The following is a 13,531-nucleotide window of genomic DNA, read 5'->3' as shown; positions in this document are numbered from 1 at the left end:
TGCCACCGCGAGCGCAGCGATGGCAGCGCGACAACGGCGGTCGGAGGAAGCACGTCTGCAAGAGAGGCAGCTGGAACTCGAGGAGTTGGCGATCCGCCGCAAGGCCTTGGCACATCAGCAGCGCATGCAGTGGGAGCTGCTGGCCCGGGCGATCGACGATCCCTCCCTCGCGGCGGTGATCGACACCTACGACAAGAGCATCCCAGCGGAGCGCCGCCGCCAGTTCTTCTACGCCAACGCCTGGTACGTCCACCTGTTCCACCTCTACCGGGCGGGGATCCTGGACCGGGAGGAGCTGTACCGGCATCTGCGGGAGTTCTTCCAGAGCCCGATCTTCCGTGAGTACTGGGAGGCGTCGCAGCACATGCGCGCCTCCCTGAACGAAGCATCCGAAGAAGCCCAGCTCGGGCACATGGTCGACGGTCTCGTCAGGGACCTCGACGAAGCCGACACGGACGAGTGGTGGGTCGTCGGTGATCCGCCGACCGACTGACTGGGTGACATTTTCGCCATCCAGCCACAGGGGAATCAGAAACACCAGTAACGTGCTCCCCCGTACAATGCCCAGCCCCTTGTTCGTAAGGACCCGTACCTTTGAAGATCGTGCGCCGCATCGGTGTGCCTCCAAGCGCCCGTGGCAGTAACTCAGGAGCTACCTGCCCGGACGTGTTCGAACTCAGCGACGGCAACTTCGCCGTCATCGGCACCGAGGCCACCGAGGCGCTTGACCCGGAACTGCCGGCCGATGCCGCCCGCGCCGACTACGAGCGCATCGTCATCGTCAGCCGGGAGACTCTCATCCGCGCCAAGGCAGACATTCCCGACGCCTGAGACCACCGCACGAGCACGCGTCCACCCCAGACTCGTACCGTCACGCTCCCCGGCCGCGCGCAACCGTTGAGCGAGCCGGGCAACCGACCCGGCGAGCAGCCGGCACCCCGGCACTGCTCGATCTCCACCCGATGAGGCCTGGCGCCAGAACGGCACCAGGCCACACGTATGTCCGGGCCCGCGTCAGGCAGCCGTCGGCACCTTCACCGGCGCCCCCGGCCCCACATACCGCGCCGCCGGCCTGATGATCTTCGAGTCCTGCGCCTGTTCCAGGATGTTGGCGCTCCAGCCCACCACCCGCGCAGCGGCGAACGTCGGCGTGAACATCTCCCGCGGCAGACCGCAGAGTTCCATGACCACCCCCGCGTAGAACTCGACGTTCGTGTGCAGCTCGCGCCCCGGCTTCAGCTCGGCGAGGATCGCCTCGACGCGGCGCTCGACCTCCACGGCGAACTCGACGCGCGGACCGCCGAAGCGCTGGGCGAGTTCGCGGAGCATCCGGGAGCGCGGGTCCTCGGTGCGGTAGACCGGGTGGCCGAAGCCCATGATGCGGTCGCCGGCGAGGACGCGTTCGCGGATCCAGGAGTCGATGCGGTCCGGGGTGCCGATCGCATCCAAGGTGTCCAGCGCACGGCTGGGCGCACCGCCGTGCAGCGGCCCGGACAGCGCACCCACGGCTCCTACGAGGCAGGCCGCGACGTCCGCGCCGGTGGAGGTGATGACGCGAGCCGTGAAGGTTGACGCATTGAATCCGTGATCAATGGTTGAGATCAAGTATTGCTCGATCGCTCGCGTGCGTCCCGGATCGGGCTCCGCTCCCGTCAACATGTACAGGTAGTTCGCCGCGTACGACAGATCCTCACGCGGCTCAACAGGATCAAGCCCTCTGTCCAGTCGATGCAGCGCGGTGAGCAGGGTCGGTACGACCGCGGCCGCGACGAGGCCGTCCTGGCGGCGCTGGTCGGCATCGGTGTCGTACACCGGCCGGAAGCCCTTCGCCGCGCCGAGCAGGGACAGCGCGGTGCGCAGGCCGGCCAGCGGGCCGGACCGTCCGCTCGCCGCCGCGATCGCGGGCAGGGCCGCCCGCACCTCGTCGGGCAGCCGCCGTAGCGCGGCGGTTTCCGCGGCGAAGGCGGCGGCGCGTTCGGCACCCGGCAGTGCACCGTGGACCAGGAGATGCCAGACGTCCTCGAAGGGGCGGGTCCGCGCGAGTTCGACGGCCGAGTACTGGCGGTAGTGGTAGAAGCCCTCGAGCCCACGCACGTCACCGATCTCGGTGTCGGTGACGACGACGCCCGCGAGTCCACGTGGCACATCGACGAGCGCGGCTGCTGACCTGTTGACGGACATGATTCCTCCCTGGACTTGATTCGACTGTCCATGCTTGACTGATTCTCTGTCAATATTGATTTCATCAACGTCACGATCAATGTGCAGCGTCCCTGGATACGGTGACCCCATGCGCGATCAAGAACCCGGCCCCGACCCCACGGTGCGGCGGCTGACCACCCAGGAGGCCGCCGAGCTGCTCGGCGTGAAGCCCGAGACCGTGTACGCGTACGTGAGTCGCGGTCACCTCAGCAGCCGCCGCGTGCCCGGCGGCCGGGGCAGCACCTTCGACGCGCAGGAGGTGGAGACGCTCGCCCGGCGCAACAAGCGGGAGAGTGCGGGCAGTTCGGGATCGGGCGGCGAGCTGTCGGTGCGGACCCGCCTGACGTTCATCGACACCGACCGCTACTACTTCCGGGGCGTGGACGCGACCGAACTGGCCGCCCGGCACTCCTACGAAGAGGTCGCCGAGTGGCTGTGGACCGGCCGGTTGCGCCGCGGCGTCTCCTTCACCGCGCCCGAGGCCTCCGTCACCGCCGCGCGCGGCGCCGCAGACGCCCTGCCCGAGCACGCCGGCCCCACCGACCGGTTGCGGGTCGCGGCGATCGCCGCAGCGGCCGCGGACCCCCTGCGCTTCGACCTGTCCGAGGAAGCCGTACTCGGCACCGCGCGCACCCTCATCCCGACGCTCGTCGCCGCCCTCACGCCCGCGCGCTACGTCTACCGCGACGAGGGCTCACTGGCTCGCCGTCTGTGGGGGCAGCTGAGCGGACGGTCCGCCGACGAGGCCGCGCTGCGGGTCCTGGACACGGCACTCGCCCTGCTCGTCGACCACGACCTGGCCGCCTCGACTCTCGCCGTGCGGGTCGCCGCGTCGGCCCGCGCCCACGCCTACGCGGCCGTCTCCGCCGGGCTCGGTGTGATCGAGGGCCCGCTGCACGGGGCGGCCAGTGGCCTCGCCCACAAGCTGATCATGGAGGTGCTCGACCGCGGCGACGCGGGACCCGTCATCGCCGAGGAGCTGCGGGCCGGTCGGCGCATTCCGGGACTCGGTCACCGGCTCTACCCCGGCGAGGACCCACGCGCGCGTGTCCTGTTCGAGCTCCTGGAGGAGATCCCTCACTCCGCTCCCGCCCTCGCCGCGGCCCGCGACATCGTCGCCACGGCCGCCCGCCACACCCCGCTGCACGCCAACGTCGACCTGGCCCTGGCCGTGTTCACGGCGTCCTCCGCCATGCCCGCCACGGCAGGCGAGACGATCTTCGCCGTGGCCCGCACGGCGGGCTGGATCGCCCATGCCCTGGAGGAGTACGGGGAGCGACCGCTGCGCATGCGGCCCAGCGGGCACTACACAGGCCCCAGGCCGCCTCAGCCCTTGCCCGAGTAGAACCCTCGGCCGGCTCTCGCCGGAGCAGGACGAGGCCCCTCGGGAAGTCGCCCCGAACCAAGTCAGGTTAGGCTCACCTCTGTGAGTACGTGCTCAACTGTCTCGCAGGACCTCGCCGAGCCCATCGCGGGGACCGCGGCGACCGCGACGACCTGGCTGTTGCTGGAGCAGCCCGGTCCGTGGGGTGCCAAGGCGCTCACGCAGAGCCACCTGGATCCCCAGCTGGGCCGCGCCCTGGAGGCGGCCGCGAAGGGCACGGGCGTACGCGTGGCGCTGATTCGCCGCCCCGGCCGTCACGCCGACTGCGGGCCCCTCGCCGAGCGCCAGGTCTACGCGGCCCACACCGTGCCCGGAAAGGTCTGGCTGCACGCCGCCACGACTCACGACCCGGAGCAGTTGCTCGACCTGGACTTCGCCGCCCTCGGCATGGGCGACCACCACACCTTCGACTCGGCCCTCCAGGGGCGGCCCCACACCGGCGACCCGCTCGCCCTCGTCTGCACCAACGGCAAGCGGGACCGCTGCTGCGCACTGCTCGGCCGCCCTCTCGCATCCGAGCTCGCCGCCTCCGGCGTGGAGGGTGTCTGGGAGGTCACCCATCTGGGTGGACATCGGTTCTCACCGACGTTGCTGGTGCTGCCGTACGGCTACGCCTACGGCCGGGCGCGGGCCCACGCCGTCAAGGAGGTCCTGCACAGCGTCCAGGAGGGACAGATCGTCGTCGAGGGGTGCCGCGGGAACTCCGCCTGGGAGCGGCCCGGCCAGGCGGCCGAGCTCGCCGTGCGCTCGGCCGCGGGCGAGTACGCGCCAGAAGCACTGAGCGTCGTACGGACGGACGGCGAGGCCCCGCGGTGGGAAGTGACGGTCGCCCACGTGGACGGGCGCCACTGGCGGGTCGTCGTGGCGCAGGGCGCGTCCCTGCCGCCTCGCCCGGAGAGCTGTGGGGCGTCGGTGCTCGGCTCGCCCGCGCGGATGGACGTGGTGGCGGTGCGCGAGCTCAGGGTGGCGACGGCACTCGCGGGTTGATCAGGTGCATGGCGTGGCTCTTGTCTTGATCAGGGGCACGGAGCAGCTCTCATCTTGATCAGGTACACCGCGTAGCTCGCAGGTTGATCAGGTGCACGGAGTGCCTCGCGACTTGATCACATACACCGACCCACCCCACATGGACCGGCTGTCCGACATTGATCAAGAGATCCACCTCACACCCCTCTACGGGACTTCCCGCCCGTCCACGTACCGTCATGGGTATGAGCCCCGCTCCCCCCGCACGTCGCCTGCGCCTCGGTCTGCCCCGCCGGATGTTCGCGCAGATGCTGCTGATGCAGGTGGCGATCGCCGCGGGAGTCGCGGTGCTCGCGACCGGGCTGTTCCTCGCTCCGCTCAGCGACCAGCTGGACGATCAGGCGATGCGCCGTGCGCTGTCGATCGCGCAGACCACCGCGGCCCAGCCGCAGATCGCCGAGGACCTGGTGAGCACGCGCGCGACGGCCGGAGGGCCGGTCCAGCTCGAGGCGGAGAGGATCCGCAAGGCCACCAAGGCCGAGTACGTCGTCGTGATGAACCGGCGTGGGGTGCGCTGGTCCCACCCCACGCCGAGCGAGATCGGCAGGATCGTCTCGACCGACCCGGGCCAGGCCCTCGCCGGCCACGAGGTCATGCAGATCGACGACGGCACCCTGGGCCGCACCGCCCGCGGCAAGGTGCCGCTGCGCGACGGCGACGGCAGGATCGTCGGGGCGGTCTCGGTCGGTATCGCGTACGACAGCGTGCGGGCCCGGCTGCTGCACGCGATCCCCGGGCTGCTCGCATACGCGGGCGGGGCCCTGGCGGTCGGTGCGCTGGCCGCCTGGCTCATCTCCCGCCGGGTCCAGCGGCAGACCCGGGACCTCGCCTTCTCCGACATCTCGGCGCTGCTCGCGGAGCGCGAGGCGATGCTGCACGGCATCCGGGAGGGCGTCGTCGCCCTGGACCGCGGCGGCCGTATCCGTCTGCTCAACGACGAGGCGCAGCGCCTGCTGGGCATCGGTGACGAGGCCGTCGGCCGGTCTCTCGACGAGGCGCTCGGCGAGGGCCGTACGACCGACGTGCTGGCCGGCCGGGTGACGGGCACCGACCTGCTCACGGTCCGCGGCCAGCGCGTCCTGGTCGCCAACCGCATGCCCACCGACGACGGCGCCGTCGCGACCCTGCGCGACCGCACCGAGCTGGAGCAGCTGGGCAGGGAGCTCGACTCCACGCGCGGCCTGATCGACGCCCTGCGCGCCCAGGACCACGAGCACGCCAACCGTATGCACACGCTCCTCGGGCTGCTTGAGCTGGAGATGTACGACGACGCCGTGGAGTTCGTCGGCGAGGTGGTCGGCGAGCATCGGGCCACCGCGGAGCAGGTCGCCGAGAAGATCCAGGACCCGCTGCTCGCCGCGCTCCTGGTCGGCAAGGCGACCGTGGCGGCCGAGCGCGGCGTCGCGCTGCACCTGTCGGACCGTGCCCGGCTGCCGGACCGGCTGGTCGACCCCCGAGGGCTCGTCACGATCGTCGGCAACCTGGTCGACAATGCGCTGGACGCCGTCGCGGGCACGCCACACGCGCGCGTGGAGGTGGAGGTCGAATCGCGCGCCGAGGGGCGCACCGCGATCCTCAGGGTGCGCGACACCGGGCCGGGAATCCCCGAGGAGCATCGCGAGTTGATCTTCACCGAGGGGTGGTCCACCAAGAAGCCGCCGGCCCACCGCGAACGCGGCATCGGGCTCTCCCTGGTGCGCAGGCTCGCCGAACGGCAGGGCGGCACCGCGACCGTGGGCGAGGCGGCGGGCGGCGGAGCGGAGTTCACCGTGGTCCTGCCCGAGGCGCTGGCCGAACCCGACCTGCAACCGGCCCTCAGCCTGCCGGCAGCCGCGCAGAGCACCGCCGAGGAGGAGTCGCGATGATCGAGGTCCTGGTCGTGGACGACGACACGCGCGTCGCGCGGGTCAATGCCGCCTACGTCGAGAAGGTGCTGGGCTTCCATGTCGCCGGCGAGGCACACAGCGCGGCCGAGGCACTTCGCCAGGTGGAGGAGCTGCCCCACCTGGACCTGGTCCTCATGGATCACTATCTGCCCGACGGCACGGGCCTTTCGGTCGTCCAGGAGATGCGCCGACGCGGCCTCCAGACCGACGTGATCATGGTGACGGCGGCCCGGGACGTGTCGACGGTGCAGGCCGCGATGCGGCACGGGGCGCTGCAGTACCTGGTCAAGCCGTTCGCCTTCGCGGGCCTGCGCGCCAAGCTGGAGGCGTACGCCGAGCTGCGCCGCACCCTCGACGGCGGCGGCGAGGCGGAACAGGCCGAGGTGGACCGCATCTTCGGCGCCCTGTCCGCGTCGTCGGAGCCCGACCTGCCCAAGGGCCACTCCCCCACCACCGCGGAACTCGTACGCCAGTCCCTGATGAACGCCGAAGGCCCTCTGTCGGCCCAGGAGATCGCCGAGCGGACCGGGGTGAGCCGCCAGACCGCCCAGCGCTATCTCAAGCTCCTGGAACGCACGGGACGGGCCCGCCTCACCCTCAAGTACGGCGACGCGGGCCGCCCGGAACACCGTTACGTGTGGGCGACCCGCGCCTGAGGCACGGCCCGTGGGGGCGGGGGAAGGAACCGTGCCACTCCTTCATACGGATGCCGGCCGCGCAAATATCAGCCGACCGCCCGGCACCTTGCGGGGGCCGCCTCCGTCATGCGGTGGCGAGGAAGCTCGTACGGAAGGTCGTACCAGCGAAGTCGTACCGGGAAAGTCGCACCGGGAAAGTCGTACGGCGGTGAAGGCGCCGCCGTCCTAAGCCGCCCCCGCCCCCGTCAGCGACCGCACCTCGGTCTCCGCGTGTTTGGCCTCGTCCGGCATCTCGGCCGAGGCGACCGTGCCGAGCCAGCCCGTGACGAAGCCCAATGGGATGGAGACGAGGCCGGGGTTCTGCAGCGGGAAGTACTGGAAGTCGACGCCGGGGAACAGCGATTCGGGGCTGCCCGACACCACCGGCGACAGCAGCACGAGCACCACGGCCGGGATCAGGCCGCCGTACACGGCCCATACGGCGCCGCGCGTGGTGAAGTCCCGCCAGAACAGCGAGTAGAGCAGCACCGGCAGATTGGCGGACGCGGCGACGGCGAAGGCGAGGCCGACCAGGAAGGCGACGTTGAGGTCGCGGGCCAGTAACCCGAGGGCGATCGCGACCACGCCGATACCGACCGCGGCGACGCGTGCCACGGCCACCTCGCTGCGGGGCGTGGTGTGCCGGTGGCGCAGTGAGGCATACAGGTCGTGGGCCACGGAGGCCGAGGAGGACAGCGTGATGCCGGCGACCACCGCGAGGATCGTGGCGAAGGCGATGGCGGCGACCACGGCGAAGAGAACCGTTCCTCCCGTGGAATTCGCGCCGCCGCCGAGATCGAGCGCGAGCAGCGGAACCGCAGTGTTCCCAGCCGCGTTCGACCCGCGCACGGCCTCCGGCCCGACGATAGCGGCGGCGCCGAAACCCAGGACGATCGTCATCAGGTAGAAGCCGCCGATGAGACCGATCGCCCAGACCACCGAGCGCCGGGCCGCGCGAGCGGTCGGCACGGTGTAGAAGCGGGACAGGATGTGCGGCAGCCCGGCGGTCCCCAGCACCAGCGCGAGTCCGAGGCTGATGAAGTCGAACCGGGCCGTCCAGTCCCCGCCGTACTTCAGCCCCGGCGCCAGGAACGCGTCGCCGTGACCACTGCGCTCGGCCGCCGTGAGCAGCAGCCGGTCGAAGTCGCCGTGGAAGCGCACCAGGACGAGCGCGGTCAACGCGACGGTGCCGCCGAGCAGCAGGACCGACTTGACGATCTGGATCCAGGTGGTGGCCCGCATCCCTCCCAACGACACATAGATCACCATGAGCGCGCCGACGCCGATGACGGCCCAGGACTGCGCCGCCTCGCCCTTGCCCCCGAGCAGCAGCGCGACCAGGGTGCCCGCGCCCACCATCTGCGCCACCAGATACAGAACGGACACGGTGACCGAGGAAGTTCCCAGTGCGATCCGCACAGGGCGCTCACTCGTCCGCGCGGCAACCACGTCGGCGAGCGTGAACCGCCCGCAGTTGCGCACCAGTTCGGCGACGAGGAACAGCACCACCAACCAGGCCACGAGGAAGCCCACCGAGTACAGCATCCCGTCGTAGCCGAAGAGGGCGATGAGCCCCGAGATACCGAGGAAGGAGGCGGCCGACATGTAGTCACCGGCGATGGCAAAACCATTCTCCATGGGCGAGAAGAGCCGACCACCCGCGTAGAACTCCTCCGGCGAACCACGCCGGTTGCGGCTCACCCACGTCGTGATCGCCAGTGTGATCGCGACGAACACGCTGAACAGGCACAGCGCCAGAGCCTGATGGTCACCCGTCACGAGGCACCGTCCCTTGCGACGCGGGTCAACTCCTGGGTGTCCCAGCGCAGTTCGAGCGCCGCCCGGTCCCGGCGCAGCCGCGCATGACGGGCGTAGGCCCAGGTGAGCAGGAAAGTGGTGAGGAACTGTCCGAGCCCGGCGAGCATCGCCACGTTCACCGCGCCCGCCACAGGCCGCGCCATCAGCCCCGGCGCGGTCGTGGCGGCCACGACATAGGCCACGTACCAGGAGAGGAACGCGGCGACCGCCGGCACCACGAACCTCCGGTAGCGGCTGCGGACTTCCTGGAAGGCCGCGCTGCGCTGTACCTCGAGGTACACGTCGGCAGCTGCCGGCGGAGCGGCGTCGGGTGCGTCCGGGACGTCCGACTCGCCCCACCCGGAGGCGAGCGCGTCGTACCAGGGATCGCCGGCCGGGCCCTGGCCTTCGCCGGGGCAACCGCTGCTTGAGTGCATGCCCAAGCATGGACAGAACGGAAAGATCCCCGGCTCTTCTTCTTTGTGCGCTTCACCCCATCAGGTGACGCACCCCACAAAGCCCTGATCCCGGAACCCGCCCCGCGCCGCCGACGGCGAGAACCTCCACTGGGGCCACCCGCACCCGACGACGAATGCCGCACGGGCGGTGCGGGTGGGAGCCCAACTCAGCCGAAGCCGAAGCTGAGGCTGAGGCTGAGGCCGAAAAGACGGCCCAAGCCCAGCGCAGCGGCTACGCGTCGATACGAGACCGGTCCAACGTCGCCGCCGAGCTGGAGATGAACTCCTTGCGCGGCGCCACGTCATTACCCATCAGCAGATCGAAGACCCGCTCAGCGGCTTCCAGGTCGGTGAGGCTGATCCGGCGCAGGGTCCGGTGCCGCGGATCCATCGTCGTCTCGGCCAGCTGGTCCGCGTCCATCTCACCGAGACCCTTGTACCGCTGGATGGAGTCCTTGTACCGGATGCCCTTGCTCTGGAACTCCATGAGCTTGTCGCGCAGCTCGCGGTCCGAGTAGGTATAGACGTACTTGTCCTGGCCCTTCTTGGGCTGGATGAGCTCGATGCGGTGCAGTGGCGGCACCGCGGCGAAGACCCGGCCCGCCTCGATCATCGGCCGCATGTAGCGCTGGAACAGCGTCAGCAGCAGCGTGCGGATGTGGGAGCCGTCCACATCGGCGTCGGTCATCATGATGATCTTGCCGTAGCGCGCCGCGTCGATGTCGAAGGTCCGGCCGGACCCTGCCCCTATGACCTGGATGATCGCCCCGCACTCGGCGTTCTTGAGCATGTCGGTCACGGACGACTTCTGGACGTTGAGGATCTTGCCGCGGATCGGCAGCAGGGCCTGGAACTCGGAGTTCCGGGCGAGCTTGGCGGTGCCGAGCGCTGAGTCTCCCTCGACGATGAACAGCTCGCTACGGTCTACGTCGTCGCTGCGGCAGTCGGCGAGCTTGGCGGGCAGCGACGAGGACTCCAACGCCGTCTTACGGCGCTGCGCGTCCTTGTGCTGGCGGGCCGCGATGCGCGTACGGGCGGCGGCGACGGCCTTTTCCATGACGACCCGGGCCTGGGCCGCGGCGTCCCGCTTCGTGGACGTCAGGAACGCCTTGAGCTCCTTGGCGATCACGGTGTTCACGATGCGACGGGCCGCCGAGGTGCCCAGGACCTCCTTGGTCTGGCCCTCGAACTGCGGCTCGGCGAGACGGACGGTGACGACCGCGGTGAGGCCCTCCAGGGCGTCGTCCTTGACGACGTCGTCCTCGGCGACGCGCAGCAGCTTCTTGGCGCGCAGCACCTCGTTCATGGTGCTGGTCACGGCGGTCTCGAAGCCCGCGACGTGGGTGCCGCCCTTGGGGGTGGCGATGATGTTCACGAACGACTTCAGGGTCGTGTCGTACCCGGTGCCCCAGCGCATGGCGACGTCGACGTCGAGCTCGCGGGTGACCTGGGTGGGGGTCATCTGCCCGTGCTCGTCCAGGACCGGCACCGTCTCCTTGAAGGTGCCCTGGCCGCTGAAGCGGAGGACGTCGCAGACCGGCTTGTCGGTCGCGAGGTACTCGCAGAACTCGCTGATCCCGCCGTCGAAGCGGAAGGACTCCTCGCCCTTGCTGCCGCCCTCACCGAGGCCCAACTCGTCACGGACGACGATGGTCAGGCCGGGCACCAGGAACGCGGTCTGGCGGGCGCGCTGGTGCAGGTTCTCCAGGGAGAGCTTGGCGTCCTTGAGGAAGATCTGGCGATCGGCCCAGTACCGCACGCGCGTGCCGTTGCGGGTCTTGGGGATCTTCTTGGTCTTGCGCAGGCCGCCCGTGGCCTCGAACTTGGCGTTCGCGCCGTCGGCGGCGAAGGCTCCTGGCACGCCACGCCGGAAGCTGATGGCGTGGGTGTGACCGCTGCGGTCCACCTCGACGTCCAGCCGCGCAGACAGGGCGTTCACCACGGAGGCGCCCACGCCGTGCAGACCGCCGGATGCGGCGTACGAACCGCCACCGAACTTTCCGCCGGCGTGCAGCTTGGTCATGACGACCTCGACGCCGGACAGGCCGGTCTTGGGCTCGACGTCGACCGGGATGCCCCGGCCGTTGTCCCGGACCTCAACGGACCCGTCGTCGTGGAGGATCACCTCGATGTGGTCGCAGTACCCGCCGAGGGCCTCGTCGACGGAGTTGTCGATGATCTCCCACAGGCAGTGCATCAGACCGCGGCTGTCGGTCGACCCGATGTACATACCCGGGCGCTTGCGCACGGCCTCGAGCCCCTCGAGGACGAGCAGGTGCCGCGCGGTGTAGTTGGACCCGTCCCGGTCTGCTCCTGCCAGCAGCGCTGTGGACGGCACGGACGTCTCGGCGGTCACGCGGTTCGCTCCTCGCTGAATTTCATATGGGGCCCCAGTGGGTAAGGGCGCGGCTTGGGTTGCCGTCAAGAGGGTACCGAGGCCTGGTAGAGCCGTTGTAACGCCACCCTCGTGTGAAACACAGACTAGTCCAGGGTCGCATGCGTGTTCGATCCCTCGATGGGGTGAAGTACATATCACGTTCCCTTCCAGGCATGAACCATTTAGGCTCCGGGCACGTCCTCATGAACAAACCGGCAAGCCAGCCGGGAGGACCGACCTTGACCGACAGCGCGAAACCGTAAGCCGACAGACACGCGATACGGCACATTCGCCGCCAAACCGGCAGCAGCCAGCCGCCCCGGAAAAAAATTTCTCTCTGGGAGAAGCCGCGAGCGGGAACGTTTTGGGGCTGGTTGGATGTTGACCCTGGTACGACAGCTCGTCGAGCTAGAGAAGAGGCGACGTGACTACTGTTCTGACCCCCGCGAGCCCGCTGACGGCCGCTGACCGCTGCGACCGCTGCGGCGCACAGGCGTACGTGCGCGTTGTCCTGCTCAGCGGCGGAGAACTGCTCTTCTGCGCCCACCACGGCCGCAAGTTCGAGCCGGAACTCAAGAAGATCGCCGCTGAGATACAGGACGAGACGGAGCGGCTGACGTCCGCTCCCGCATCGGCGTCCGAAGAAGAGCGCTGACACCTCGCATTAACGACGAGCCAGCTTCCGGCACAGGCCGGTCGACGGGCGGCCGCCCCTGACAGCAGGGGCGGCCGCCCGCGCTCGTATCCTGCGGGCCCTCCTCATGCGCCGCAGGCTCCAAGGTCCCTGTCAGCGGCCCGCACGGTGGTCGCGGACCCCGGCCGCGCGCCACCCCAGGGACCGCACGACGTCGGACACACGCGTGTAGACGCCAGGAGTGCCCGCACGACCGCAGCCGCTCCCCCAGGAAACGAGCCCGATCAGCTTCCCCTGAGCGACCAGCGGCCCTCCACTGTCTCCCTGACAGGCGTCCCGGCCTCCCTCCTGTTCCCCGGCGCAGACCATGCTGTCGGCCAGATACCTTCCGTTGCCCCCGCCCGGATAGGCCGCCCTGCACAGGGCATCGGGCAGTACATGCACGCGCGCCGCCCGCAGACTGCGCGCGTAGTCACCCGCGCCCGTGATGTCGCCCCACCCATAGACCAGGGCCGACGTGCCCGGCACATAGGCGGGATCGCCGATGCGCGCCATCCTGATGACCGAGCTCGAGGGAAGGGGCTGGGCGAGGGTGACCACGGCGTAGTCCCCCGCGTTGGTCACACCGTCGTAAGCCGGGTTCACCCAGGTGTCGCGGACACGGATCTCCCGTCCCCGGTTCGACAGCAGATCCGTACGGCCGGCGATGACACTGAGGTCGCGCACCGCGTCCGGCGACGAGCCCAGGACCTCCTCGCGCATACAGTGAGCGGCGGTGAGGACGGTGGAGCGGCTGACCGCCACACCGACGCAGAACTGACCCGCCCGCGTACCCCCGAACCGGTCACGACTGGACAGCGCCACGGTCCACGGACTCTGGGACACATCGACCGGAAACCCGCCGACGACGACACTGTCGGCGGCCACGGGGGCAGCGGACACCAACGGTATGGCGGCCGCCACAGCCGCCAGAGCAAGCGGCCGGGTCAGCGCCCGGGTAAAGGGACGACGCATGACGCTCCTCACTCTCGGGTGGTCATGGGAAACCCAGAGTGATCCAGCCCGCCGCACCCCGCACCCGCGCGACAGC

At 70.0% G+C, this 13,531-nt stretch carries 12 protein-coding genes; 7 read left to right on the top strand and 5 right to left on the bottom strand.

Annotation, left to right across the window (positions count from 1 at the left end):
* The first annotated feature begins 19 nt into the window (after nucleotides 1–19).
* Together PBV52_RS36175 and PBV52_RS36170 are read left to right on the top strand one after the other, a co-directional pair.
* Complete coding sequence (locus PBV52_RS36175; protein ID WP_274244244.1) at nucleotides 20–493, top strand: DUF6082 family protein; 474 nt, start codon at nucleotides 20–22, stop codon at nucleotides 491–493.
* Nucleotides 494–594: 101 nt separating this feature from the next.
* A complete protein-coding gene (locus PBV52_RS36170; protein ID WP_107119957.1) occupies nucleotides 595–831 on the top strand; it encodes a hypothetical protein in 237 nt (78 codons plus the stop codon).
* 183 nt (nucleotides 832–1,014) lie between these two features.
* Here the strand turns inward: PBV52_RS36170 and PBV52_RS36165 are convergent, their stop codons facing one another.
* Complete coding sequence (locus tag PBV52_RS36165; protein ID WP_274244241.1) at nucleotides 1,015–2,181, bottom strand: citrate synthase/methylcitrate synthase; 1,167 nt, start codon at nucleotides 2,179–2,181, stop codon at nucleotides 1,015–1,017.
* A gap of 109 nt (nucleotides 2,182–2,290) precedes the next feature.
* Between PBV52_RS36165 and PBV52_RS36160 the strand changes: the two genes are divergently transcribed.
* The 4 genes from PBV52_RS36160 to PBV52_RS36145 all read left to right on the top strand — a co-directional run bounded on the left by PBV52_RS36160 (nucleotide 2,291) and on the right by PBV52_RS36145 (nucleotide 7,154).
* Nucleotides 2,291–3,547 (top strand): citrate synthase, encoded by a 1,257-nt coding sequence (locus PBV52_RS36160; RefSeq protein ID WP_274244239.1) that lies wholly within the window; start codon nucleotides 2,291–2,293, stop codon nucleotides 3,545–3,547.
* Nucleotides 3,548–3,628: 81 nt separating this feature from the next.
* On the top strand, nucleotides 3,629–4,573 hold the full coding sequence (locus PBV52_RS36155; protein ID WP_274244238.1) for a sucrase ferredoxin: 945 nt from the start codon (nucleotides 3,629–3,631) through the stop codon (nucleotides 4,571–4,573).
* Between the two features lie 224 nt (nucleotides 4,574–4,797).
* Nucleotides 4,798–6,477: a sensor histidine kinase gene (locus tag PBV52_RS36150; RefSeq protein ID WP_274244236.1), complete on the top strand. Its 1,680-nt coding sequence runs from the start codon at nucleotides 4,798–4,800 to the stop codon at nucleotides 6,475–6,477.
* A complete protein-coding gene (locus PBV52_RS36145; protein ID WP_274244235.1) occupies nucleotides 6,474–7,154 on the top strand; it encodes a response regulator in 681 nt (226 codons plus the stop codon). The genes PBV52_RS36150 and PBV52_RS36145 overlap by 4 nt, the downstream gene beginning before the upstream one ends.
* Nucleotides 7,155–7,361: 207 nt before the next feature.
* On the opposite strand, the gene PBV52_RS36140 is transcribed toward PBV52_RS36145, so the two are convergent.
* The 3 genes from PBV52_RS36140 to PBV52_RS36130 form a co-directional block, all read right to left on the bottom strand.
* Nucleotides 7,362–8,954, bottom strand: coding sequence for a cation acetate symporter (locus tag PBV52_RS36140; RefSeq protein WP_274244233.1), 1,593 nt, complete (start codon nucleotides 8,952–8,954; stop codon nucleotides 7,362–7,364).
* Entirely contained in the window at nucleotides 8,951–9,409 is a 459-nt protein-coding gene (locus PBV52_RS36135) for a DUF485 domain-containing protein (protein WP_274244231.1), read from the bottom strand. The genes PBV52_RS36140 and PBV52_RS36135 overlap by 4 nt, the downstream gene beginning before the upstream one ends.
* 253 nt (nucleotides 9,410–9,662) lie before the next feature.
* Nucleotides 9,663–11,786 carry a type IIA DNA topoisomerase subunit B gene (locus PBV52_RS36130; protein WP_274244229.1) on the bottom strand — a complete coding sequence of 708 codons (2,124 nt, stop codon included), beginning with the start codon at nucleotides 11,784–11,786 and terminating at the stop codon, nucleotides 9,663–9,665.
* Nucleotides 11,787–12,231: 445 nt separating this feature from the next.
* On the opposite strand from PBV52_RS36130, the gene PBV52_RS36125 reads away from it, so the two are divergent.
* A complete protein-coding gene (locus tag PBV52_RS36125; RefSeq protein WP_266961483.1) occupies nucleotides 12,232–12,462 on the top strand; it encodes a hypothetical protein in 231 nt (76 codons plus the stop codon).
* A 132-nt stretch (nucleotides 12,463–12,594) separates the two neighbouring features.
* Here the strand turns inward: PBV52_RS36125 and PBV52_RS36120 are convergent, their stop codons facing one another.
* A complete protein-coding gene (locus PBV52_RS36120) occupies nucleotides 12,595–13,455 on the bottom strand; it encodes a serine protease (protein ID WP_274244224.1) in 861 nt (286 codons plus the stop codon).
* Nucleotides 13,456–13,531: the final 76 nt, after the last annotated feature.

Origin of the sequence: Streptomyces sp. T12 (assembly GCF_028736035.1) — a bacterium.
Taxonomy (GTDB): domain Bacteria; phylum Actinomycetota; class Actinomycetes; order Streptomycetales; family Streptomycetaceae; genus Streptomyces.
This window is presented reverse-complemented; position numbering and strand designations above follow the sequence as displayed.